The organism is Pseudomonas sp. SF2 (assembly GCF_036858055.1).
Taxonomy (GTDB): domain Bacteria; phylum Pseudomonadota; class Gammaproteobacteria; order Pseudomonadales; family Pseudomonadaceae; genus Aquipseudomonas.
In genome coordinates this window covers 26800-51268 of sequence record NZ_JAMBDI010000015.1, presented here as the reverse complement: position 1 = coordinate 51268, position 24469 = coordinate 26800, and the positions used below count along the sequence as shown (strand labels likewise).

23 protein-coding genes and 1 riboswitch are annotated in these 24469 nt (G+C 63.9%); of the genes, 7 read left to right on the top strand and 16 right to left on the bottom strand.

Annotated features, from left to right (window positions below; genetic code table 11):
- Positions 1-122 precede the first annotated feature (122 nt).
- Complete coding sequence (locus tag M2S36_RS11200; RefSeq protein ID WP_207832471.1) at positions 123-605, bottom strand: glutathione peroxidase; 483 nt, start codon at positions 603-605, stop codon at positions 123-125.
- Positions 606-749: 144 nt separating this feature from the next.
- On the bottom strand, positions 750-1235 hold the full coding sequence (locus tag M2S36_RS11195; protein WP_003259610.1) for an FKBP-type peptidyl-prolyl cis-trans isomerase: 486 nt from the start codon (positions 1233-1235) through the stop codon (positions 750-752).
- On the opposite strand from M2S36_RS11195, the gene M2S36_RS11190 reads away from it, so the two are divergent.
- Positions 1234-1536: a DUF3565 domain-containing protein gene (locus M2S36_RS11190; protein WP_233687297.1), complete on the top strand. Its 303-nt coding sequence runs from the start codon at positions 1234-1236 to the stop codon at positions 1534-1536. The genes M2S36_RS11195 and M2S36_RS11190 overlap by 2 nt on opposite strands.
- Positions 1537-1567: 31 nt before the next feature.
- Complete coding sequence (pta, locus tag M2S36_RS11185) at positions 1568-3655, top strand: phosphate acetyltransferase (protein ID WP_207832467.1); 2088 nt, start codon at positions 1568-1570, stop codon at positions 3653-3655.
- 42 nt (positions 3656-3697) lie between these two features.
- Here the strand turns inward: pta and M2S36_RS11180 are convergent, their stop codons facing one another.
- The 8 genes from M2S36_RS11180 to M2S36_RS11145 form a co-directional block, all read right to left on the bottom strand.
- Positions 3698-4417, bottom strand: a complete 720-nt coding sequence (locus tag M2S36_RS11180) for an OmpA family protein (protein ID WP_087503383.1) — start codon at positions 4415-4417, stop codon at positions 3698-3700.
- Positions 4418-4525: 108 nt separating this feature from the next.
- Positions 4526-5170: an MBL fold metallo-hydrolase gene (locus tag M2S36_RS11175; RefSeq protein WP_063911253.1), complete on the bottom strand. Its 645-nt coding sequence runs from the start codon at positions 5168-5170 to the stop codon at positions 4526-4528.
- A 146-nt stretch (positions 5171-5316) separates the two neighbouring features.
- Positions 5317-6009 carry a sensor histidine kinase gene (locus M2S36_RS11170; protein ID WP_063911252.1) on the bottom strand — a complete coding sequence of 231 codons (693 nt, stop codon included), beginning with the start codon at positions 6007-6009 and terminating at the stop codon, positions 5317-5319.
- Complete coding sequence (locus M2S36_RS11165) at positions 6006-7613, bottom strand: response regulator (protein ID WP_207832464.1); 1608 nt, start codon at positions 7611-7613, stop codon at positions 6006-6008. The genes M2S36_RS11170 and M2S36_RS11165 overlap by 4 nt, the downstream gene beginning before the upstream one ends.
- Positions 7614-7772: 159 nt before the next feature.
- Positions 7773-10484, bottom strand: a complete 2712-nt coding sequence (locus M2S36_RS11160) for a LuxR C-terminal-related transcriptional regulator (RefSeq protein WP_333957172.1) — start codon at positions 10482-10484, stop codon at positions 7773-7775.
- A 338-nt stretch (positions 10485-10822) separates the two neighbouring features.
- Positions 10823-12187, bottom strand: coding sequence for a DUF1329 domain-containing protein (locus M2S36_RS11155; protein WP_233687299.1), 1365 nt, complete (start codon positions 12185-12187; stop codon positions 10823-10825).
- Positions 12188-12212: 25 nt separating this feature from the next.
- Positions 12213-14096, bottom strand: coding sequence for a DUF1302 domain-containing protein (locus M2S36_RS11150; RefSeq protein ID WP_333957171.1), 1884 nt, complete (start codon positions 14094-14096; stop codon positions 12213-12215).
- A gap of 332 nt (positions 14097-14428) precedes the next feature.
- A complete protein-coding gene (locus tag M2S36_RS11145) occupies positions 14429-16111 on the bottom strand; it encodes a fatty acid--CoA ligase (RefSeq protein ID WP_233687301.1) in 1683 nt (560 codons plus the stop codon).
- Between the two features lie 312 nt (positions 16112-16423).
- On the opposite strand from M2S36_RS11145, the gene M2S36_RS11140 reads away from it, so the two are divergent.
- The 3 genes from M2S36_RS11140 to M2S36_RS11130 all read left to right on the top strand — a co-directional run bounded on the left by M2S36_RS11140 (position 16424) and on the right by M2S36_RS11130 (position 19294).
- Entirely contained in the window at positions 16424-17389 is a 966-nt protein-coding gene (locus tag M2S36_RS11140; protein ID WP_333957170.1) for a 2-hydroxyacid dehydrogenase, read from the top strand.
- 54 nt (positions 17390-17443) lie between these two features.
- Positions 17444-18442: a class I SAM-dependent methyltransferase gene (locus M2S36_RS11135; RefSeq protein ID WP_233693844.1), complete on the top strand. Its 999-nt coding sequence runs from the start codon at positions 17444-17446 to the stop codon at positions 18440-18442.
- A 39-nt stretch (positions 18443-18481) separates the two neighbouring features.
- Positions 18482-18622: riboswitch (yybP-ykoY riboswitch) on the top strand.
- A gap of 87 nt (positions 18623-18709) precedes the next feature.
- A complete protein-coding gene (locus tag M2S36_RS11130; protein WP_207832452.1) occupies positions 18710-19294 on the top strand; it encodes a TMEM165/GDT1 family protein in 585 nt (194 codons plus the stop codon).
- A gap of 36 nt (positions 19295-19330) precedes the next feature.
- On the opposite strand, the gene M2S36_RS11125 is transcribed toward M2S36_RS11130, so the two are convergent.
- The 4 genes from M2S36_RS11125 to M2S36_RS11110 form a co-directional block, all read right to left on the bottom strand.
- Complete coding sequence (locus M2S36_RS11125; protein WP_207832451.1) at positions 19331-20146, bottom strand: M48 family metallopeptidase; 816 nt, start codon at positions 20144-20146, stop codon at positions 19331-19333.
- 199 nt (positions 20147-20345) lie between these two features.
- Positions 20346-20966: an SOS response-associated peptidase gene (locus tag M2S36_RS11120; RefSeq protein ID WP_207832449.1), complete on the bottom strand. Its 621-nt coding sequence runs from the start codon at positions 20964-20966 to the stop codon at positions 20346-20348.
- Between the two features lie 15 nt (positions 20967-20981).
- Positions 20982-21242 (bottom strand): putative signal transducing protein, encoded by a 261-nt coding sequence (locus M2S36_RS11115; RefSeq protein ID WP_133970277.1) that lies wholly within the window; start codon positions 21240-21242, stop codon positions 20982-20984.
- Positions 21242-21427 carry a CPXCG motif-containing cysteine-rich protein gene (locus M2S36_RS11110; protein ID WP_063911241.1) on the bottom strand — a complete coding sequence of 62 codons (186 nt, stop codon included), beginning with the start codon at positions 21425-21427 and terminating at the stop codon, positions 21242-21244. The genes M2S36_RS11115 and M2S36_RS11110 overlap by 1 nt, the downstream gene beginning before the upstream one ends.
- A gap of 125 nt (positions 21428-21552) precedes the next feature.
- Between M2S36_RS11110 and M2S36_RS11105 the strand changes: the two genes are divergently transcribed.
- A complete protein-coding gene (locus tag M2S36_RS11105) occupies positions 21553-22719 on the top strand; it encodes a 1-acyl-sn-glycerol-3-phosphate acyltransferase (RefSeq protein ID WP_024086266.1) in 1167 nt (388 codons plus the stop codon).
- A gap of 34 nt (positions 22720-22753) precedes the next feature.
- Here M2S36_RS11105 and M2S36_RS11100 read toward each other — a convergent pair whose 3' ends face one another.
- Together M2S36_RS11100 and M2S36_RS11095 are read right to left on the bottom strand one after the other, a co-directional pair.
- On the bottom strand, positions 22754-23014 hold the full coding sequence (locus tag M2S36_RS11100) for a hypothetical protein (RefSeq protein WP_207832446.1): 261 nt from the start codon (positions 23012-23014) through the stop codon (positions 22754-22756).
- Positions 23015-23294: 280 nt separating this feature from the next.
- Positions 23295-23879, bottom strand: a complete 585-nt coding sequence (locus tag M2S36_RS11095; RefSeq protein ID WP_013970929.1) for a YajG family lipoprotein — start codon at positions 23877-23879, stop codon at positions 23295-23297.
- Between the two features lie 145 nt (positions 23880-24024).
- On the opposite strand from M2S36_RS11095, the gene M2S36_RS11090 reads away from it, so the two are divergent.
- A complete protein-coding gene (locus M2S36_RS11090; RefSeq protein ID WP_063911239.1) occupies positions 24025-24258 on the top strand; it encodes a hypothetical protein in 234 nt (77 codons plus the stop codon).
- Positions 24259-24469: the final 211 nt, after the last annotated feature.

Below are 24469 nucleotides of genomic sequence, written 5' to 3'. Positions count from 1 at the left end.
CACGTTGCAACAAATGTGGGAGCGGGCTTGTCCCGCGAAGCGCCGCGCGGGCGGCGCTCGATTTCACAGGCGCTGCACATATTGCGACAATCACCTGGCAGCCTTGATACGTCCCCAGCTACTCAGCCCAACGCTTTCTCGATAGCCTGCACCACCGCCGGATCATCCGGCGCCGTGCGCGGCGAGAAACGCGCCAGCACCCGCCCGTCCTTGCCGACCAGAAACTTCTCGAAGTTCCAGGTAATGTCACCCGGAAACTCTGCCCCCTCGCCCGCCAGCAGGCGGTACAGCGAGTGACGCCCCGGCCCGTTGACCTCCAGCTTGGCACCCAGCGGGAAGCTCACCCCGTAGTTGAGGCTGCAGAACTCCCGGATTTCCTTTTCGCTGCCCGGCTCCTGGCCGGCAAACTGGTTGCACGGCAGGCCAAGCACGTTGAAGCCCTTGTCCTTGTAAACCTGGTAGAGGTTTTCCAGGGCCTTGTATTGCGGCGTGAGCCCACACTTGGAGGCAACGTTGACCACCAGCACCACTTGGCCCTTGAACGGTGCGAGGGGCAGCTCCCCGCCGTTCAACGCGTCCAGTTTCAGGTCGTGAAATGCACTCATGATGAATCCCCTCTCAGGTTCCCGGTTGCCGCGCAGGCGAAATCCGCCCACTAAAAAGGCGCTCGTCCAAACCGTCCACCTCCCGTAGGAAGGCAAATCGGCTTGCCCGAGCGCCTGGCGACTTTCTGAGCTTAGCGCAGAAAATCAGTGGTGATGGCCACCTTCACCGTGGATGTGGCGGTGAGCGATTTCTTCGTCGCTGGCGTCACGCACGTTGACTACCTTGACCTGGAAGGTCAGGCGCTGACCGGCCAGCGGGTGGTTGCCGTCAACAGTCACGTCGTCGCCGTCGATGTCGCGGATGGTGACGATCTGCATCTGGCCATCCGGTGCCGAAGCGTGGAACTGCATGCCCACTTCCAGCTCGTCGACGCCTTCGAACAGGCTGCGGTTCAGGGTGCTGACCAGCTCGGCCAGGTATTCGCCGTAGGCATCTTCCGGCTCGATGGAAACGTTCAGCTCGTCACCGGCCTGCTTGCCTTCCAGGGCTTTTTCCAGGCCCGGGATGATGTTGCCGGCACCGTGCAGGTAAACCAGCGGTGCACCGCCAGCGGAGCTGTCGATGGTCTCCCCGGCGTCGTTGGTCAGGGTATAGTCGATGGAGACAGCCTTGTTGGCGGCGATCAGCATGGGGCAAGACCTTTTGCAAAAGTATGTAGAGCGGACAAGTGTAACCAAGCCATCGCCCGAATGCGAACGCACCGCGGACGAGCAACGGCCCATCAGTCGGATCACCGGCTTCCACCAGGACGAAGAGGGCCACTGGGTGGCCGAACTGTCCTGCGGCCACACCCAGCACCTGCGCCACCAGCCGCCGTGGCAGGCACGCCCCTGGGTGCTCGACCCGGCCCGGCGCGCGCAGCGCATCGGCCAGCCTTTCGCTTGCGGCTGGTGCGCACAGGGGGCCGATAGCGCTACCCTTGGCCGTTAATTTCTTGCACCGCTTATTTCGAGAAGCACGCATGCAGACATTTTTCATTGCGCCGACCGACTTCGGTGTCGGCCTGACCTCCATCAGCCTGGGCCTGGTGCGCACCCTGGAGCGCGCCGGCCTGAAGGTCGGTTTCTTCAAGCCGATCGCCCAGCCCCACCCGGGTGACACCGGCCCCGAGCGCTCCACCGAGCTGGTCGCCCGCACCCACGGCATCAAGCCCCCCGTGCCGCTGAGCCTGGCCCACGTCGAGCGCATGCTTGGCGATGGCCAGCTGGACGAGTTGCTCGAAGAAATCATCCGTCTTTACCAGCAAGCCTGCATCGGTAACGACGTGGTGGTGGTCGAGGGCATGGTGCCTACGCGCCATGCCAGCTACGCCGCGCGGGTCAACCTGCACCTGGCCAAGAGCCTGGATGCCGAGGTGATCCTGGTGTCGGCACCGGAAAACGAAGTGCTCAGTGAACTGTCCGGGCGGGTCGAACTGCAGGCCCAGCTGTTCGGCGGCCCACGCGACCCGAAGGTGCTCGGGGTCATCCTCAACAAAGTGCGCACCGACGAAAGCATGGCGGACTTTTCCACCCGCCTGCGCGAGCACTCGCCACTGCTGCGCGGCAACGACTTCCGCCTGCTCGGCTGCATCCCCTACCAGCCCGAACTGAACGCCCCGCGCACCCGCGACGTGGCCGACCTGCTCGGTGCCCAGGTGCTCAATGCCGGTGACTACGAGCAGCGGCGCATGAGCAAGATCATCATCTGCGCGCGCACCGTGGCCAACACGGTGCCACTGCTCACCTCGGGCACGCTGGTGGTGACCCCGGGCGACCGCGACGACATCATCCTCGCCGTCAGCCTCGCAGCGATCAACGGCGTCCCACTGGCCGGCCTGCTGCTGACCAGCGACAGCAAACCTGACGCACGCATCCTTGGTCTGTGCCGTGGTGCCCTGCAGGCCGGCCTGCCGATCCTGTCGGTCAGTACCGGCTCGTACGACACCGCCAACCAGCTCAATTCGCTGAACCGCGAAATCCCGGTGGACGACCGCGAGCGCGCCGAATTCATCACCGACTTCGTCGCCAGCCACCTCGACGCCGCCTGGCTGCATCAGCGTTGCGGCACCCCACGCGAACTGCGCCTGTCGCCGGCAGTGTTCCGCTACCAGCTGATCCAGCGGGCACAGCAGGCCAACAAGCGCATCGTCCTGCCGGAAGGCGCCGAGCCGCTGCTGGTGCAGGCTGCGGCCATCTGCCAGGCCCGCGGCATTGCCCGCTGCGTGCTACTGGCCAAGCCCGAGGATGTCGACGCCGTGGCCCGCGCCCAAGGCATCACCTTGCCGCCGGGCCTGGAGATTCTCGACCCCGAGCTGATTCGCGGGCGCTATGTGGAGCCGATGGTCGAGCTGCGCAAGAGCAAGAACCTCAATGCGCCAATGGCCGAGCAGCAACTGGAAGACCCGGTGGTGATCGGCACCATGATGCTGGCCCTGGACGAAGTGGACGGCCTGGTCTCGGGCCTGGTGCACTCCACTGCCAACACCATCCGCCCGGCCCTGCAGCTGATCAAGACCGCACCGGGCTCAAGCCTGGTGTCGTCGGTGTTCTTCATGCTGTTCCCCGAGCAGGTGCTGGTGTACGGCGACTGCGTGATGAACCCGCACCCGAGCGCTGCCGAACTGGCCGAGATCGCCCGGCAGAGTGCCGAATCTGCGCAGGCCTTCGGCATCGCGCCGCGGGTGGCGATGATCAGTTACTCAAGCGATTCGGCCAGCGATGAAGAGGTCGGGAAAGTGCGTGAAGCAACCCGCCTGGCACAGGGTGCGGCGCAGGAGCTGCTGATCGACGGGCCACTGCAGTATGACGCGGCGGCCAACCCGGCGATTGCACGAGAACTGGCGCCGAACAGCCCGGTGGCCGGGCGTGCAACGGTGTTCGTGTTCCCGGACCTGAATACCGGCAACACGACCCACAAGGCGGTGCAGCGCAGCACCGACGGGGTCAGCCTGGGGCCGATGCTGCAAGGGTTGCGCAAGCCGGTGAACGACTTGCCGCGCGGGGCGCAGGTTGACGATATCGTGCATACCATTGCCCTGACGGCGATTCAGGCGAGCGTGGCGGGCTAAAAACAGGGGCTGCCTTGCAGCCCCAGTGGGAGCGCTGATCGATCAGGGATACTGCTGAACCTGACCTTGCTGGTCATACTGCTGCCCCGGGATCGGCTTCAGGTTCACTTCCACACGACGGTTCTGCGCGCGGCCATTGGCGTCAGCGTTGCTGGCGATCGGCTGATCCGGGCCCATGCCACGTACCGAGATACGCGAGGCATCCACACCCTGCGAGGTCAGGTAGGTGCTGACCGCCTGCGCACGGCGCTGGGACAGGTCCATGTTGTGCTGGCGGCTGCCAGTGCTGTCGGTGAAGCCAACCACTTCGATGGTGTTCTGGTTGAACTGCTTGAACGAGCCGGCCAGGTTGTTCAGCGGCGAGTAGAAGCTTGGCGCGATGTTGGCCGAATCGGTGGCGAAGGTGATGTTGCCCGGCATGATCAGCTTGATCTGGTCACCCTGGCGCTGCACTTCCACACCGGTGTTGGCCATCTGTGCGCGCAGCTCGGCTTCCTGCTTGTCGGCGTAGTAGCCATAACCGGCTGCAGCGGCACCTACGGCGGCGGCGCCGATCAGTGCACCCTTGCCACGGTTGTTGTGGTCGATGGCGGCACCGGCGATAGCACCGGCCAGCGCGCCCAGGCCGCCGTACTTGGCGGTCTTGCTCATCCCCGTGGAGCCCTGCGCCTGGCCCTGGCTGTCATAAGGGTTCTGGCCGGCACAGCCGGTCATCAGGGCAGCGGCGGTTGCGACGATAATCAGACGACGCATGGTGAACATGGACAAGCTCCTACTGAATTCATGAATGCGGCAGATCATAACGGGATCTATGCCAGCCTTGGATTGCATCGGCAACGAAAAATTCCATGAAAGTGCCTTCATGTGCCATCAGGCACGCACGAAGGGGTTTTCGCGCATTTCGTCGCCCAGGCGGGTATCGGGCCCGTGGCCGGTCACCACGATGGCCTCCTCGTCCAGCCGGTACAGCCGCTCCTTGATGGAACGTACGATAGCCCGCTGGTCGCCGCCCCACAGATCGGTACGGCCAATGCCACGGCGGAACAGGGTATCGCCGGCGATCAGCAGCTTCGCATCGGCAAACCAGAAGCTCATCGAGCCCGGCGTGTGGCCTGGCGTATGCAGGGCCACGCCACAGCCGCAGGCCAGCTCCTCGTCATCCCCCAGCCAACGGTCTGGCGCAGGTACCGGGGTGTACGGCACGCCGAACATCTGGCATTGCATTTCCAGGTTGTCCCATAGCGCCTGGTCATCCTTGTGCAAGTGCAGCGTAGCGCCGGTCAGTTCCTTGAGCTTGCCCGAGGCGAGGAAGTGATCGAAATGCGCGTGGGTGTGGATGATGCTCACCAGCGTCAGGCCGTGGGCCTGCAGGCGTGCAAGGATCTTGTCCGGGTCACCCCCCGGGTCGACGACGATGGCCTTCCTGGTCAGCGGGTCGCCGATCAGGGTGCAGTTGCATTGCAGGGGGCCTACGGGGAAGGTTTCGCGGATGAGCGCAGGCGGGGCTTGGGTCATGGTGTTCTCGATGGCAAAGCTGGAGTTCTGCTGAGAGCCTGACAGGAAATTGGGGTGGGTGCACGAGGTTCATGCCTTGAGATGTGTGGCGCCTGTGAGATCGAGCGCCGCCCACGCGGCGCTCGATCTCAAAGGCACCACACATCCTAAGGCAAGAACAACCTGAACAACCCTCCCCCAAGCGCCCCGCCATTGGAGATCTCGATCCGCCCGCGTACCCCGCCGCTTTCATGCAGTGCCGCGATCCGCGCCGCAAAATACAGGCCCAGGCCGGTACTGCCGCTGGTCGAGTCGATACCCTGGATGAATTCCTCCTGGCGTTCGAGCATGCGCTGTGGATAACCCGGGCCGTCATCGTTGACGCAGATGGCCAGCTGGTTGTCTGCCTCTTCGATGGTGATCAGCAAGGCATGCGCGGCAAAGCGGGTGGCGTTGGTGATCACGTTGGCGATTACCGAGGCCACCAGCTCGCGGTCGAAGAAGCCCAGTGGGTTGTCGGTATCGATGCGCCAGGTAGCAAGGATATCCTTGTGCTTGAGCACTTCCTCGTGCGCGGCCAGCTGGGCTTCGATGAAGTCGTCCAGTTCGTGGTAGTCCGGGCACACCGGCAGCTGGTTCACGCCCAGTTTGTACAACCCCAGCAACTGCACCAGCATGCCGTTGAGGTGGCGAAACTCATGCTCCATCACCCCCTGCTCGGCACCACCGCGCAGCTCCTCGGGCAAGCGCTGCACCCACTGGTTGTGGGACTGGATCAGCGCCGACAGGGAATTCTTCAGGTCGTGCACGGTGGAGGCGATCACCGTGGAAAAATCCAGCCCCTGATTGTCTTGATTCATGCGCCGAACACTCGGATGTGCAGTTTGCGGTAGCGGTCGTAGCGGTTGTCGCTGGCGGGGATGCCGGCCACGCTGCTCAGGGCGTCGCGACACTCCTGCATGATCGCCGGCTGAGGGCTGTCACCGCCGATGCGCAGCAGCGCCTGGGCAGTATTGAGGGCGATGCTGATGTTCTTCGGTTGCAAACCCAGCGCCTTGCGGAACAGTTGCAACGCCTCGCCGAGCTGCCCGCCCTGGTAACTGCGCACCCCCTGGCGATTGAGCGTGACCGCTTCGGTGATGGCGTTGAGCACGCTGGGGTCGTCCGTCAGCTTGCCGACCCTCTCCATGACCTTGGGGTCATCGCCATAACTTTCCACACAGCTCTTCAGCACGCCGATGGCGGCGGCTTCCTGCCCCATGGCCTGCAGCTGCGCGGCAACGGTCAGGGCCGAATCGACCGAGAAGAACTGGTTCATCTTGTCCAGGCGCTGGATCGCCTGTTCGGTCAGCTTGGCAGCCGTTTCAGGGTCGCCGGCCTGCTGCAGGCTGGCGGCCTTCATCATGCGGGCACGCACCTGCAGACCCTGGTCCTCGGGGTTGTCCTTGGCCACTTCGCTGAGCGTACTGTTGATCTCGACCCGGGTGCGCGCATCCAGGCCAAAGCCGGCATTCTTGCTCATCAGCGCCTGCACCAGGCCCAGGTTGTTCTCGGGGTCCTTGTAGCGTGAGCTCTGGCCCTGGTTTACCGCATGGCGGAACGCCTTCGAGGCACTCTCGAAGTCTTCGTTTTCCAACGCCAGCTTGCCCAACGTTGACTGCCGACGCACCGACAATGGCGACAGGCGCACGGCTTCCTCAAGCATGTTCTGCGCACGCCGGGTTTCGCCTTGGGCCACCAGCACCTCGGCCATGCCATCGTACAGGCCTGGCATGATCGGGAAGGCCTTCAGCGCCTGCTCGTACACACCCTGAGCCTGGGCATTCTGGCCACGCTTGTGCATCAGGCTGCCCAACGCCGAATACACCCACGGCTGCGGGCGGCTGGCCAGGATGGCCTTGAGGAACTTCTCCAGCTCCTCGAAACGGTTGAGGTTGCGCAAGGCATCGGCCCGATAGCGCAGGCACAGCGGGGCCAGGCGCGGGTCACGCTTGCACAGCTCGGCGCAGGCCGCCAGCACTTCGGCCGGGCGATTGCGGTCCAGGGCCTGCAGGATCGGCTTGAGCAGGGTCTTGCGCTGGTACAGTTTCTCGACGCGCTGGGCCAGGCCAACCCGGTTGAACGGTTTGGTCAGGTAGGCATCAGGCTCATGCTCGATGGCGCTCAGGACAATGGCCTGGCTGCTCTCGGCCGTGACCATGATGAATATGCACTCATGGCTGATGTGCTTGTCGAGAATCAGGTCTTCGAGCACCTGCTGGCCGTTCTTCTTGCCGTCGCCCAGGTGGAAGTCCTGCAGGATGACGTCATAGCGCTTTTGCGCGCACATGCGCAGCGCCTGCTCGCCGCTGTCGGCGGTGTCCACGTCACGCACGCCCAGCTCGCGCAGCATGGAACGGGTCGACGTGCGAAAGTCGGTAAAGTCGTCGACGATCAGAAAGCTCTTTTGCCCGTACTGCAGCATCAACACGACCTGCCTTGGAATAATTGAAAAATCGCGCGAGGCGATGCCACCGATCGCTGTATCGGCAGCTGGTCGGGAAAGATGAGGGTAGAGCATTGGCGGCCACGAACCATGGCCTCGGGCCATTACTTTAGCGGGCAATGCCCTGCAGGGCCAGAATCATGCCAGCAACCCCAGGGATTTGGCCTTGGCCACCGCCTGGGTACGCCGCTCCACACCCAGCTTGCTGTTGATATGGCTGGCGTGGGTTTTCACCGTGTGCAGGGAAATGAACAACCGCTCGCTGATCTGCTGGTTGGAACAACCCTGGGCAATCAGCTCGAGCACGGCCAGCTCGCGGCCACTCAGGGCCTCGCCGGTGCTGGCGCTTGGCATTTGCGGCAAGCGCTTGAGCAGTTCGGCCTGTACCGGGCAAGCGGCAACTGCCTGCAACTGTTCAAGAAGCCACTGCGGGTGTTGCTCCAGCAAAGGCTGAAAGGGTTGCAGCACGCCGCCATGGGCTGCTTCCAGCAACCTTGGCAACAACTGGGCTGCCTGCCCTTCCCGGCCTTCGCCCAGCAACAAGCCAAGCCACTGGCACAGGGCACTGACGCAGAGCATCATGCCGCCACTGGCCTGGCCGCGCTCGACCAGGCCGGCCAGGCGTTGCGCCGCGTCGTCGCTGCGCGACTGGATACGCTCGAGCAATGCCTGCTGCAAGGCGATGTGCAACGGCAGCAACGGGTGGAACTCCGGGGCCGCCGCGGGTTGCTCGCCACCATAGGTCTGGCCCAGGCGCAGCAGCCAGGACTCGGCCAGGTCAATGCGCCCCTGGGCCAGCCACAACTCGCATTTGACCAGGGTGATCATGGCCAGGTAGTAGACCGGCGGCACATCCCAGATGTGCATCAACCGCTCGGCCTCGGCCAGTTCGGCAAAGGCTTCGGCAAAGTGCCCTTCCCGGCCATCGAGCGTAGCGATCACGCAGTGGCCGATGAGCACGCTGATGTCGCGGCAGGCCCGCGCCTCGCCCAGCCCCGCACGCAAACGGGCACGGCCCTGGGCCGGCTGCAGGCGCGAGACCAGCAGGTAGCCTTCGTAAAGCGTCAGACGGGCGCGCACGGCATACAGGCGCTGTGCCGACAGCCCTTGCAGTCGCTGCAGCCCCTGGCGCACTTCGTCCAGCGCGCGCAACACCTCGCCACGGGCATGCAGCACCCGCGCCCGGTCGTAATGGGCCAGGGCCTCGAACAATGGGTTGCCGACACGCTGGGCCAGTTCCAGGGCCTCGCGGTTCCAGCCACGGGCCCGCCAGAAATCGCCATCGGCAATCGCCAGGTTGGACAGCGTCGACAGGCATACCAGGCGTTGGCCATAGCGCTTGCTCGGCAGGCTCTGCAGCGCTTCGCTGCAATAGGCCAGGGTACGCTCGCGGTCGCCACGGCCACGGGCGATCACACCACTCAGCGCCAGCCACTGGGCCAGCATGGACTTTTGCGCGGTTGCCGAAGGTGCGGGCAGGAAGCGGCTGAGGTAACCCGCCAGCTCCTCGGCCGCATCCAGCTGGCACGCCAGGCCCAATGCCCAGCTGTACAGCACGATCAGCCGTGGCGTGCTGATGAGCAGGCTGTCGGGCAGGTCCATCTTCCAGCGCAGCAACATGCCGACGTTCTGTTCAGCCAGCAGTTGTTCCTCGGACAGGCTCTGCACCAGGCCGGCGGCGACATCCAGATGCCCGGCACGCAGCGCCTGCTCCACCGCTTCGTCCAGCAAGCCTTGGCTTTCGAACCAGCGGCAGGCGCGCAACTGCAGGCCGGCCAGCGGCTCGCTGGCCTGGCGGCTGCGCAGCAGGTCGGAGAACAGGTGGTGATAGCGGAACCAGTGGCCATGCTCGTCCAGCGGCACCAGGAACACCTGGTGCGCCTGCAGGAAACGCAGGATCGCGGCACTGTCATGGCGGCCGCGTATGGCATCGCACAACGGGGCACAGAACCGTTCCTGGCAGGCCGTGTCGTACAGGAAGGCCTGCACGTCGGCGGGCAGCATGTCGATGACTTCTTCCAGCAGATAATCGCGGATCAGGCCCTCACCGCCATGCAAGGCCTGGGGCAAGGCATGCTCGTCAGCGGACTCGCTGGCCGCCAGTTGCCAGAAACGCAACCCGGCCACCCAACCGTCACTGCGCTGGATCAGATTGTCCAGGGCCTGGCCACGCAGGCCGGTGGGCTGGCGACCGATCACCGCCAGCGACTCCTCGGCGGTCAGGCGCAAGTCCTGCTCGTTGAGTTCGACCAGTTGCCGCGACAGGCGCAGGCGCGCCAGGTGCCAGTCCGGGCGCTGGCGGCTGGTGACCAGCAGCACCAGCCCGGGGGGCAGGTGATTGAGGAGGAACTGCAGGCAACGGTCGAGCACTGGCCCCTGGGCCAGGTGATAGTCGTCCAGCACCAGCAACAAGGGCGTATCGGCTTGCAGGTACAGCGCCAGCTCGTCGAGCAGGCCGTCGAGCCATTCCTCGAAGGCGAACGGCTGGTGGCGCTGGCGCATTTTCAGCAGGCCCATGGCCTGGCCGCCCAACGCCGGGCAGTACTGCTGCAGGCCTTCGAGCAGGCGTTCGAGGAAGCGGCCCGGGTCGGCATCCCGTTGGCTCAGGCCCAGCCACAGGCTACGCCAGTGCTCGGGCAGCGCTTCACAAAATTCGATGGCCAGGGAGCTTTTGCCGAAACCCGCCGGGGCATTGACCAGCAACAGCCGCCCGCCGAGGCCGGCCTGCAGCCGCTGGCACAGGCGCAGGCGCGGCACATGGCCGTCCGGCAAGGGCGGCCGGAAGAAACGCCCGTCCAGCAGGCCCAGGGCCTGGCTGGTGAATCCATGCGTACGGGACAGATCTGTCATGGCCGGCTCGTTCTGGTTGGAAGACTACGGCGGTATGGATGCTTGCGAGACTAGCGGGTAACGCTACGCATTTGAAGATGATGGGCGCAATTGGCCTGGAAAAGACTGCGACAAAAAGCAACATGTCCGATGGACAGCGGCTGGGACGGGGGTTTGCTGAGGTATTCACCAGCTTTATTGCTGTACCGGCCTCTTCGCGGGTGAACCCGCTCCCACAGTTACTGCACTGGACTTGAAACCTGTGCGATCCTTGTGGGAGCGGGTTCACCCGCGAAGAGGCCGGTACAGGAAAATGAAACGCCCCGGACAAGCCGGGGCGCTCGGGGGTTGCGCGATATCTAGCGAATACCCGACTGGCGCAGTGCCGCTGGCTGGAAGTCAGCCTTGCTGGCGCTGAAGCCGAAGTCGTAGGCGCGCTTCTCTTCGTTCTTCATGCCCAGGGCCAGGTAACGGCCCGACTGCAGGTCGTAGATGGCCTCCAGGGTGTACCACGGCACCTCCACGTTGTAGTACGGCTGGGCATGCGCCTCGGACACGCGCCACAGCTGGCCACGGCCGTCGTACTGGTCGATCACCGCGGCCTGCCAGGTGTCTTCGTCGATGTAGAAGTCACGCTTGGCATAGATGTGTCGCTGGCCCGGCTTGAGGGTAGCGACCACGTGCCACACGCGACGCAACTCGTAACGGGTCAGGTCCTGATTGATATGGCCGGCCTTGATGATATCGGCATACTTGAGCTTGGGGTCGTCGAGCTTGAAGGCGTTGGAGGCGATGTACAGCTCCTTCTTGCCTTCCAGCTTCCAGTCATAGCGGTCTGGCGCACCGTTGAACATGTCCAGGTTGTCCGAGGTGCGCAAACCGTCGGCGGCGGTACCCGGGCCGTCGTACGACACTTGCGGTGCCTGGCGCACACGGCGCTGACCGGCGTTGTAGATCCACGCCTTGCGCGGTTCCTTCACCTGGTCGAGGGTTTCGTGCACCAGCAGCACGGTCCCGGCCAGGCGTGCAGGCGCGGTCACTTCCTGCTTGAAGTAGAACAGGATATTGCCTGGGTTGTTCGGGTCGTAGTCCTTCATGCGCTCGCGGAAGACGAACTGGTCGGAGAAGTACACTGGGTTGAAGGAGCCGTTCTGCTGTGGCGTGGCCTGGGTCACCAGGCGGCTGACACTGCCACCGCGGTAGCGGGTGATATGGTTCCAGATCACTTCCAGGCCGCTTTTCGGGATGGGGAACGGCACGGCTGTGCGGAAGTTGTTCAAGCCGTTGCCGCCTTCCACCAGGGTGGTCTTGGTGGCGTTTTCCTTGATGGCGGCGAATACATCAGCCGGTACCGTGGCACCGCGATGGGTCTTGAACACCGGGATCTTGAAGGTTTCCGGATAGCGCTTGAGCATGGCCAGCTGGCCCGGCGAAAGCTTGTCCTTGTACTGGTCGGCGTTCTGCGCGGTGATGGTGAACAGCGGCTTTTCACTGCCATACGGGTCGGACAGGAAGCCCTTGGCGTCGGCACTGCCCGCACTCTTCGACAGCGGCTCCCACGGGCCGATCGAGCCATCGGCGTTGCCGGCTTTTTCGGCGCCCATCGGGGTCAGGGTACTGCCCAGCTTGGCCGCCTCGTCGGCGGATACTGCAGCCATGACGCTGGTCGCCAGCAGGGACAGGCCCAGCACACCGGCTTGCAGCAGACTTCTGGTCTTGTTCATGTCGTGTCGTCCTGGATCTGAATGCTTAGAAGTTCACGCCGAAGCTGAGCGCGACGAAGTCGCGGTCATCCACGGTGGTGTACTTGCCATCGAAGAAGTTGGTGTACGACAGGCTTGCCGTGTAGGTGTTCTGGTACTCGGCGTCGAGGCCCAGGCTAACGGCCTTGCGGCCTTCCTCGAAGTTGGCGCCAGGGCCCGGCGAGTAGCCGGAGACGTCATGCGACCAGGCCACGCTGGGTTTCAGGTTGACCCCGGCGAAGACGTCGTTGTAGTCCCAGATGGCGCGGGCACGGTAGCCCCAGGAAGTGCTCGTGGTGAAACCGTCACTGTTGCAGTTGCGCGACAGGTTGGCGGTGGAGCTCCCCAGGCCGGAACCGTCGATGGTGCTCCGATTGAGCACAGTACACATGCCCTCAGGCAGTTCCCCAGGGCCGTATACCGGGTCGCGACCATAGCGTGCTTTGCTGGTACTTTCCAGGCCACCGACGTGGGTTACGCCGACTTCGCCCACCATCGTGAGGCGGCTGGCGCCCATGACTTGGTCGAAGAAGTGCGTGAAGGTGGTCTGGAACTGGGTGATTTCCTTGCGACGATAGCCGTGCAGGTCCTGTCCCGCAGCACCTTGAAGCACGGACGCATTACCAAACCCGGCCAGCGGTGTGACGCCAGCGAACAGAATATCGGTAGTGTTCAGCTGTACCGGCGCATTGGGACGATAGCTAAGCTCGCCGCTCCAGGCGGTACCGGTAGGTAGCGTGGTGGAGAAGCTCAGGCCATACAGGCGAATATCTTCTGGATACTCGACGAAGTATTGCGAGTTGCCTGCAATGAGCACAGGACGCAGCCTCGTGAACGGCGTTTGCGTCAGGCTGTTGGCAAAATCGAACGCGGCTTGGGAGGCGCCGGTCGCACTGAAGATGGGCGCACGGCTGTGGTAGTTCATGAAGTACGCACCAAACTCGGTATCCAACGGCTCGAACATGTAGCGGAACGCTACGCCGAACTGGCCGCTGTCACGGGCATCGCGGTCAGCACCACGTCTTACCAGCACGCCCTCTTCGTTGTAGTTGACGTTGTTGGCGGCAAGTATGCCCACGGCCTGCGCCGGCAGCGCATTGAGGGTGCGGCTGCTACTGAGCACGCGCAGATTATCGGTACAGCCGTCGGCAATAATGTCCGGCTGGGAGAAGAAGGTGCCGCAGTTGTCGACGACCGTCTGGTCCCATTCGATCTGGTAGAAGGCCTCGGCCGACAGGTTGTCGGTCAGGCTCTGCGAAACGTAGAACATGTTGACCGGAATCAGGCCTTCCTTGATCTCGGCCCCCGGGCGGCGGAACGCCGACACGTCGATCGGGTTGATCGAGTTGATGCCGCCACCGATGAAGGTACTTTCACCCCAGCTCACCACCTGCTTGCCCAGGCGCACCGAGCCAGGCTGATCGCCGATGGCGTAATTGTGGTAGACGAAGGCGTCGAGCAGCTCGGCACCGGACGATTTGGCGCCTTCCTTGCGGTTGGAGTCGCTGATGTCCTTGAACTCGCGGCCTTCGTCCTTCAGTTCGAAGTCATACCAGTACTTGCCACGAACGAACACGCCGGTATCGCCGTACTTGAGCTCCAGGTCATGGATGCCCTTGAAGATCTTGGAGAAGGTTTCGCCCTTCTTGAAGTTCAGGTGGCCATCGTCGGATGTCTGCGACAGGCCCTTGCCGCCGTTGTTCACCCCGATCAGGTTCTTGTTGGGGTTGGCCGTCGACCAGCTGGCGCCGATGGAGAGCGACGAGTCGAACTGGCCTTCGATTTCACCAATGTTGAAACTGACAGCGAAAGCAGGACTTGCGAGCGTGGAAGCAAGGCTGACGGCCAGGGGCAACTTGGCCCGGCGCCAGAACAGGTTTGCAGATTTCATCGACGCTACTCCATGTACTTTTTTTGTTATGGCAGTGAGTCCTTTCAAGAACGGCCCGAGCGACCGGTGTACAGGCTTGCGCCCGCGGCGACACGGCTTGCGCATGTCGCCTTCCCCCATTCCTGAAAATCCCCTGGCCCCGACTATAGCCAGCAAGGCACAGGCGCTTGATCCCTCTAAAGTGTGATTTGCGCTCCGTGCTGCCAACTCGCTGTAATGTTGTCCCGGTTGCGCGCTGGCAGTGCTAAAGGATGGCGTATTTCTGCCGTTTGGCAAGGCTCACCCGCTCTAGCATGCGGATCGCGTACTGCGGTAAGCGACCCGCATGGCGGTTACAGCGTGGAAAGGAACGCGCTGTTGCTGGCCTGCCACTGGACGATGTCCTGGCGGATGCGTTTCTTGTCGAGCTTGCCGACACTGGTCTTGGGAATTTCAGTAACAACGGCGATCTGGCTTGGAATGGCCCACTTGTTGATGTGCCCTTGCTCGACGAACGGCTTGAGGTGTTCCTTCAGCGCCTTGGCGTCGATGACCTGGCCTTCGCGCACCACCAGCAGGGCAAACGGGCGCTCGCCCCACTGCGGGTCGGCCACCCCCACTACCGCCACTTCGCGCACGGCCGGATGGCGGCTGATCAGGTCTTCGAGGTCGAGCGAGGAAATCCACTCGCCACCGGTCTTGATCACATCCTTGATGCGGTCACGGATGTCGATGTAGCCCATACCGTCCAGCGTGGCGACATCACCGGTGTGCAGCCAGCCACCCTGCCACAGCTCCTCGCTCTTTTCCGGCTCCTTGAAGTAGCCCAAGGTCAGCCACGGCGCACGCAGCACCAGCTCGCCCTGGGTTTCACCGTCGGCGGGCAGGAAGTTGCCGTCGCCGTCGACGATGGCCGCCTCGACCAGCGGTACCGGCACGCCGGCCTTGATGCGGTAGGTGATGCGCTCATCCTCGCTGCCGGCCTGCAGCTCGTCGTTCAGGTGGGCGGCGGAAATCAGCGGGCAGGTCTCGGACATGCCATACGCGGCGGTCAACTGGATGCCGCGCGCCAGGGCGGCCTGGTACAGCGAGCGGTTGAGCGCGCTGCCGCCGATGATGATCTTCCAGCCGCCGAAGTCCTGCCCTTGAGCGTTCGGGCAGTTGAGCAGCATCTGCAGGATGGTTGGCACGCAATGGGAGAAGGTGACCTTCTCTTCGCGCCACAGCTTGACCAGCATGTCCGGCTCGTAGCGCCCCGGGTACACCTGCTTCATGCCGAGCATGGTGGCGGCGTAGGGAATGCCCCAGGCATGCACGTGGAACATCGGGGTAATGGGCATGTACACATCGTTGCTGCCCAGCAGGCGCACGCTGTCGATGCTGCCGGTCACCGAGGCTTCGGCCAGGGTATGCAGCACCAGTTGCCGGTGGGTGAAGTACACCCCCTTGGGGTTGCCAGTGGTGCCGGTGGTGTAGAAGGTGGTGGCCACCGAGTTCTCGTCGAAGTCCGGGAAGTCGTAGCGCGGGCTGGCGGCGGCCAGCAGTTGCTCGTACTCGCCGACCAGGTTGGGCAGCTCGGCAGTCTTGTCCGGGCCATCGGTGAGCAACAGGGTCTTGTCGACGGTGGTCAGTTGCCCGGCGATGGCCTGGTACAGGCCGACGAAGTCGCTGTTGACCAGCACCACGCGGTCTTCGGCGTGGTTCATGGTGTAGAGAATCTGCTCGGGCGACAGGCGCACGTTGATGGTGTGCACCACCGCGCCGATCATCGGGATGGCGAACATGCATTCCAGGTAGCGGTGGCTGTCCCAGTCCATCACCGCCACGGTGTCACCGGCCTTTACCCCGGCTTCGGTCAGCACGTTGGCCAGGCGCGCGATGCGTTCGTTGAGTTGTGGGTAGGTCAACCGCAACTGGTCGCGGTAGACGATTTCGCGGGTCTTTTCATAGCGGCTGCCGGACATCAGCAGGCGCTTGATCAGCAGCGGGTAGGCGTAGGCGCCCTCGGCGGGCTTGATGATGCGGGTCTGCAACATGGGTATCCCTTTTCTGAAAAGCGGGCCGGACAAGTCTGGGAACTACTGTAGTTCGCCAATGTGACGGCTAAATCAGCCGAAGGAATGATTTGCGTGGCAAAGGTATGAGTGGCGGGCGTTGACGGGCGGCAAGGTTGAGCTAGACACTGCGGCGGCAGCTTCAGGTCATGTGGTGAAGCTGAGGGCCTGTTCGCGGGTAAACCCGCTCCCACAGGTACTGCACCAGCCTCTGCAATTGTGCAATATCTGTGGGAGCGGGTTTACCCGCGAATGGCCGTGACACCGAAATCCCGCCCAGCCTCGGAGAACTTCATGCCCAGCCCGCGTCGCGCCGTGTTTCTCGATCACCAGTCCCTGGACCTGGGCGATCTCGACCTCTCGCCCCTGAAGCAGCAGTTCGACGAGTTCGAGCTGTTCGCCGCCACCCGCCCGGAGCAAGTCGCCGAACGCCTGCAGGGCGCGGTGGCGGTGGTCAGCAACAAGGTCATGCTCGACGCCGCGACCCTGGCCGCCAACCCGCAACTGAAGCTGATCCTGGTGGCCGCCACCGGCACCAACAATGTCGACCTGGCGGCAGCGCGTGCCCAGGGCATCACCGTGTGCAACTGCCAGGGCTACGGCACACCGTCCGTCGCCCAGCACACCCTCGCCCTGCTGCTGGCCCTGGCCACCCGCCTGTGCGACTACAACCAGGCGGTAGCCGACGGCCAGTGGGCCAAGGCCAACCAGTTCTGCCTGCTGGACTTCCCCATCGTCGAACTGGAAGGCAAGACCCTTGGCTTGCTCGGCCATGGTGAACTGGGCGGCGCGGTGGCGCGGCTGGCCGAAGCCTTCGGCATGCGCGTGCTCAGCGGGCAGATCCCCGGCCGCCCGGATCGCGCCGACCGGCTGCCACTGGACGAGCTGCTGCCGCAAGTCGACGCCCTGACCCTGCACTGCCCGCTGAACGAGCACACCCGGCACATGCTCGGCGCCCGCGAGCTGGCCCTGCTCAAGCCCAACGCGCTGGTAGTCAACACCGCCCGTGGCGGCCTGATCGATGAGCAAGCGCTGGCCGACGCCCTGCGCAGTGGCCACCTGGGCGGCGCCGCTACCGATGTGCTGAGCGTGGAGCCGCCGGTCAACGGCAACCCGCTGCTGGAGCCCGGCATCCCGCGCCTGATCATCACTCCGCACAGTGCCTGGGGTGCGGTGGAGTCGCGCCAGCGCATCGTCGGCCAGCTCAGCGAGAATGCCCAGGCCTTCTTCGCCGGGCAGCCACGCCGCGTGGTCAGCTGAGCCCGGCGCCTAGCTCTGCTACACTGCGCCACTTTTTTCCAGGAGGCGTCGTCCATGGACCCGCGCAGTGAAGTGTTGCTCCGCCAGGCAGAGCTGTTCCAGGGGCCGCTGCTGCTCGCCGGCGCCCCCGCCGACAGCCTGCTCGCTCAGTTGCCCCAGGCCCAGGCCTGGACCTGGCATGCGGGCGATCAGGCCATGCTCGAAAGCCGCTTCGCCGGCCGCAGCCACTATGCAGTCGAGCCCCCTGAAGTGGCGTTCGACAGCGCCGTGCTGTTCCTGCCCAAGTCCCGCGAACTGGCCGCCTACCTGCTCAACGCCCTGGCCTCGCGCCTGGCCGGCCGCGAGCTGTACCTGGTCGGCGAAAAACGCGGTGGCATCGAAGGCGCGGCCAAGCAGCTGCAGGCCTTTGGCAAGCCGCGCAAGCTCGACAGTGCCCGACATTGCCAGCTGTGGCAGGTGACCATCGAACACGCGCCAGAAGCCAAACCCCTGGAAAGCCTGGCCGAACGCTTCGAGCTCAGCCTGGAAGATGGCCCGTTGCAGGTGGTCAGCCTGCCCGGTGTGTTCAGCCATGGTCGCCTCGATCGCGGCACCGCCCTGCTGCTCAAGCACCTCGATGGCCTGCCGAGCGGCCATGTACTGGACTTCGGCTGCGGCGCCGGGGTGCTGGGCGCCACGGTCAAGCGCCGTTATCCGCAAAGCCAGGTGACCCTGCTGGACGTTGATGCCTTCGCCGTGGCCGCCAGCCGCCTGACCCTGGCCGCCAATGGTCTGGAAGGCGAAGTGATCAGCGGCGATGGCATCGACGCGGCGCCGACCGGGCTGAGCCTGATCCTGAGCAACCCGCCGTTCCACACCGGGGTGCACACCAACTACCAGGCATCGGAAAACTTGCTGAAAAAATCGGCCGTTCATCTGCGAAAAGGTGGCGAAATGCGCCTGGTTGCCAACAGCTTCCTGCGCTACCAGCCGCTGATCGAAGGGGCACTGGGCAACTGCCAGGTACGCGACGAGGCGGACGGCTTCCGCATCTACCAGGCAACACACGGATAAAAACAGCGCTTGCCGAAAGCGTTCTGCCTAGGCAGAATCCGCACCGTCCTAGGGGAGTAGTCTCCCGCGAGCCCCCAGCTCGCCCGGTACGCGTCAACATACTTGGTCCACAGACCATGGCGCGTGCGACCCACCATGCCAGCCTGCATGGCGAGATCCGCATAGACGGATCCAGGGTTTGACAAGACCTATGACACGCACACCTTACCCGGGGCGGGAAGGCTGTACGTGTCATAGCCGTGTCGACCCGCCCCCGTAGGAATCCTGATGCTGGAATCTCTGTTGGTCCCCACCGCCATCGTTGCCCTCGCCGAAATCGGCGACAAGACGCAATTGCTCGCGCTCATTCTCGCTGCCCGCTTCCGCAAGCCCTGGCCGATCATCGCCGGTATCATCGCCGCCACCCTGGCCAACCATGCCGCGGCCGGTGCCGTGGGTGCGTGGGTCGGTAGTTTCTTCAGTGACTCGGCCCTGCACTGGGTTCTGGCTGCGAGCTTCACCGCCACTGCACTGTGGACCCTGGTACCGGACAAGATGGATGACGACGAGAACCCGGCACGCCGCTTCGGGCCGTTCCTGACCACGCTGATCGCGTTCTTCCTGGCTGAAATCGGTGACAAGACCCAGGTCGCCACGGTGATGCTGGCTGCACAGTATCCGTACCTGATCATGGTCATTATCGGCACCACCCTGGGCATGCTGATTGCCAACGTGCCGGTGGTACTGGCGGGTAACTTCGCGGCGGACAAACTGCCGCTGACGCTGATCCGTCGCCTGGCGGCCACGGCGTTCTTCGTGCTGGCGATCGTGGCCGTGTACTCGGCGATGAAAGCCAGTGGCTGGGTGGGTTGACTGCTGACGGGGGCCGCTCTGCGGCCCCTTACGGTCTTACTTCCTGGCCGCCTGATACAGTGGCATCACCTTCGGAATCGCCGCCTGCAGCGAAGCAATGCGGCTCTGGGATGCCGGGTGAGTGCTCATGAACTCAGGCGGTGCGCCTTCGGAAGCCTGGCTCATCTTGTTCCACAAGGTGATCGCGGCATTCGGGTCGTAACCGGCACGCGCCGAGAGCTCCAGGCCGATCAGGTCGGCTTCGTTCTCGTTGGCCCGGCTGTTGGGCAGGGTCATGGCGTAGTTCACCACGGTGTCGGCCAAGGCCATGCTGCTCTGGCCCAGGCCAAAGAGGGCGCCGGCACCCTGGCGGGCCATTTCCACACCGTACGCCTTGGACATCGCCTCGCGGCTGTGCTCACGCAAGGCATGGGCGATCTCGTGGCCCACCACCGCCGCAATTTCCGCATCGGTGAGCTTGAGCTGGTCGATCAGCCCGGTGTAGACGATGATCTTGCCACCCGGGCCGCAGTTGGCGTTGAGCTCGTCGCTCTTGATCACGTTGACTTCCCAGTTCCATTGCGCGGCATCCGGGCGGAACTTGGGCGCCTGGGCGATCAGGCGGTTGGCAATTACCTGGACACGCTTGGCATCAGCGCTGGATTTGTCGAGCACGCCTTTGTTCGATGCCTCGCCCAGGGTCTGCTGGTACGACTGGGCGTACATCTGGTTGACCTCATCGGTCGAGAGCATGCTGAACATGTACTGCTGGCGCTCGACGCCGACAGCACCGCCGCTGGTGGTGTTCACCGCCTGGCAGCCGGCTAGCAGAATGCCGGCACTCAACAGACTGACGACAAAAGACTTACGCATGAAAACACTCCCTTTTTACATGCGCCGTATCGTAGGCTGACTCGTCGGTGGGCCGCCATAGCCGCACGGAAGATTTTCTTCGCCTGCACTGGCCTCTTCGCGGGCATGCCCGCTCCCACAGGGAATGCCGTCAGCCTAAGGTCAGTGTAATACCTGTGGGAGCGGGCGCGCCCGCGAAGAGGCCGGTACAGGCAACCCATCAAGCCGGGGTCAGGCACTCCGGTGCATCCAGCTTCGGGTCATTGACGAAATGCGCCAGGGCCCGCTCGCGCAACGTCGCCGACGGGCTGGCCAGCAATTCATGCAGGCGGGTCAGCGGCGTGTCCGGGTCAAGCCAGGCCGCCTGCCCTGCCTCGTCCAGTATCAGCGGCCGACGCTGGTTCATCGCCGCCTGGGTCACCACTGCGCAACTGAGCCACACCTGATCCTGCACCGGATAGGCCTCCCACACGGCAGCGAAGTACAGCGACGCGCCCTCCCCCGGGGTCAGCCAGTACGGGCGCTTGCGCACGCTGCCACGCCATTCGTAAAAGCCGTTGGCCGGCATCAGGCAGCGGCGCTGGCGAAACGCGTCACGAAACATCGGCTGCTCGGCCAGGGTCTCGGCGCGGGCATGGGCGGGGGTACGCGAAAGGTCGGTGAGCCAGGCCGGGGTCAGCCCCCAGCGCGCCTTGGCCAGTTGCAGCTGGCCGTCGAGCTGGCGCTGGATCAGCACCGTGCCGCCTGGCGAGATGTTCCATTGAGGTGGCTGGCCGGCGGGAAAGCCAGGCAGACTGGCAAGGGCCTGGGGCCAGCGAAACAGGGCGTAACGTCCACACATGGGCGATTTCAGAACCTAGCAGATCAAGGTACCGGGGAAACTCTCCGGTTCGTCGCCAACCAGTGGCTGGGCGTCATTGTACGCATCGATCAGTTGCCGTGCGTATTCGGCCTGCTCATCAGCCACGGCAAGCCCCAGCAGGCCCTGCAGCGGCAGCTCGCCGGCAGCACCGACCAGGTCACGGCCGACCAGGTGCGCCTCGACCCCCTCGCTGGCGAGCATGCCCGCCAGCATTTCCGCCTCAAGCAGGCTTTCCGGTTCGTAGATGCGTTGCATCAGGTATCGTCCTCGCGGCGGACTTCGAGCATCCATTCGTCACCATGCACCTGCAGAATGAACACCACAGGCTGGCAGCACACCTGGCAGTCCTCGGTGTAGACCTGGTCACCACCTGACAGGTCAACAGTGGTTTCCACACGTTCGCCACAATAAGGGCAATCATAGAAGTCGGTTTCCAGCATCGAGGTCTCCGCAGTGACTTATGCGTATAATTGCCGGTCTATTTACAGGGCCTGTGTGTGTCCGAGCCGTTTTTCGGAACCCGTCCCTACCTTATTACCCTAGCCGTTTCCAACAAGAGAGCATGATGGGCGAATTCGATGCCATCCGACCGTACGACGACGCTGAGGTCCCTGCCGTTCTGGCACGCCTGCTCAGCGACCCGGCATTCCTCGATATCCTCACCCACTTCCGCTTCCCGCGTGCGGCCGGTGCTCTCGGCTGGTTGCTCAAACCGCTGATCGCTCGCCGCCTGCGCAAGGAGTTCGCCGGCGTCACCTGTGTCTCGACCTTGCAGGACAAAGTCGAGTACTACGTCGACCAGACCATCGACCGCGCCACCGACGGCGTCACCTATTCGGGCGTGGAGCAGCTCAAGGCCGGTACCGCCTACCTGTTCCTGGCCAACCACCGTGACATCGTCATGGACCCGGCCTTCGTCAACTATGCGGTGTACCACGCCGGCCTGCCCACGCCGCGCATCGCCATTGGCGACAACCTGCTGCAAAAGCCGTTTGTCAGCGACATGATGCGCCTGAACAAGAGCTTCATCGTGCACCGCTCGATCAGTGGGCGCCGCGAGAAGCTGGCGGCCTACCAGCTGCTCTCGGCCTACATCAACCACTCGATCCGCAACGACGCCACGTCGATCTGGATCGCCCAGGCCGAAGGCCGGGCCAAGGACGGTGACGACCGCACCGATTCGGCAATCCTCAAGATGTTCCACATGAGCCGCAAGGACGAGCCGTTCGGCGCGGTGATCCAGAGCCTGAACCTGACGCCGGTGTCGATCAGCTACGAATACGACCCGTGCGACCAGGCCAAGGCCCGCGAGCTGTACATCCGCGCCACCACCGGTACCTACAAGAAGGCGCCGGGCGAGGACGACAACAGCATCGCCAAGGGCATTACCGGCTACAAGGGCCGGGTGCACATCAACTTCGCCCCGCCGGTGACCGAGTACCACGAGGACACCAAGCAGCTGGCAGCGGAAATCGACCGGCAGATCCTCGGTGGCTACCGGCTGTTCCCGGTGCACTACCTGGCCTATGCGATGTGGGATGGCAAGGATGAGGCGCTGCAGGTGCCCAGCGCCGAGAAGGTGTTCCCGGCTGATGAGCTGGCCCGGGCCAAGGAGGAATGGCAACGCCGCCTGGATGCCTGCCCTGAGGAGCAGCGGCCGTACCTGGTGCTGCAGTATGCGACGCCGGTGCGTAACCAGTACCAGGTCAGGCAGCAGGCGCCGGTTGCCTGAACGAATGCCGGGGCTGCTTTGCAGCCCCAGGCTTTCAGACCCAGGTACTGAACCAGGACAACAGCAACGCCATCGCCAGGCACGAAAAACCGAGAATGTAGAAATAGCGCGGCACCCGAAGGTCGAATGCGTCCACTACCCCCTCGCACATTGTCATGTATTCGCGGGTTTCGGCCTCGCGCCGCCGTGCACTGTGCAGCAACCACCCGCCCGGGCAGGTCAGCAGCAGCGCCAGCAGATTGATCAGCTTGATCGGGTGGGCGGCCAGGAACCCCCAGAGTACTTGCAAGGACATCACGCAACCTCGGTATGAGCGACGGCAAAGGCCTGCATTTTACCCAAGTCGCTACCTGACGCCCGGCCCAGGCGACAAAGTGTCATCAAGTTTCATCTGGCATGGCATGAGGATTTGCCGGTCTCTTCGCGGGCACGCCCGCTCCCACAGGAACATCACTATGTTCAGGTCCAGTGATATCCCTGTAGGAGCGGGCGTGCCCGCGAAAGGGCCGGTACAGACAACAAAAAACCCGCTGCCCGGATCACAGGCAGCGGGTTTAGTTTTACCTGATGAAGGCTTACTGCCCCAGCACCTGCCCGATGGTCGGGTCCTTGAACATGCGGGTCAGGGCATCGCTCAGCACATCGCCCACCAGCTGGGTGTTGGTTTCCTGGTTCGGCGCCATGCCGAAACGCTGGTCCAGCGAAGCGCCATAACGACCACTGTAGCGGCGGCCGCCATTGGACACGTCGGCACGGAAGGTGGCGCCGATGGTAGCCTCGGTCACGTACAGGTTGTCTTTCGGCGACTGGTACTTCAGCTCGGCCAGGGTCACGGTCAGCTGCGGTGCGTTGTAGGCGTTCGGCGTCGGGGTGAAGCCGAGCAGGCGCACGGCGGCTTCGGCCTGGGCCTGCAACTTGGGCACGATGTCGTTACCGCTGACGCTGATGGTGCTGGTCTCGGGATACATGCCACCGCGAGTGCCCAGGGACTGCGAAGCCCGCCCGTCAACCACCCGGACCACGACCGGCTGGCCATGGCCGACCGGGGCGAGCTGGGCCTTGAGCGTGGGTTGCGGGTTGAGTTGTTGCGGGCTGTGGGCACAACCGACCAGGCTGAGGCTGGCCACGGCGATCAAACCGAACAACAGACGTTGCAACATGCGCGTTACTCCAGAAAAAGCGGCGAAGGCCCACAGTATACCTAGCCACGCATCGACCAGTCATCGGTCCGACCCGCTTGTCACAATCGTTTCATCGCCACGCCCTTATCCTTGCGCCAAGCCCTAACGCAAAGGACTCGTCGCCATGGCCTCGCTCTGGACCCTGCTCTTCCAACGCCCGCGCCACAACGCCTATGCCCGCCTCGACGCCGACGGCAAATGCCTGGCCTTCAAGCAATGCAGCCAGGCGCCCAGCGGCAGCGGCTGGGTCCAGGTCGGCGAAATCCAGCTTGCCTGGCTGGGCCGCGAACTGCCCGCCAGCGCCCGGGTTTGCGCCCGCGCAAGCCGCCGCTGGCACCAGCGCATCCTCGCGGCCTGACAAACGCTGCAATAAAAACCACGAATGGCGACATTTCTGCCCGCGACATCGCTATAATCTCCCCCCGATTATAAGGACGTCTCCTGATCGGGCCCCGCACTCGCCGATTGACCCCGGCAACTTCAACGCTTCGCCCACAGAGAGCCTTCCACTCAGGTCTTGCATCGGCTGTCGTGCCTGCTTTTCCGGCCCTTCACACTGCATGAACCTG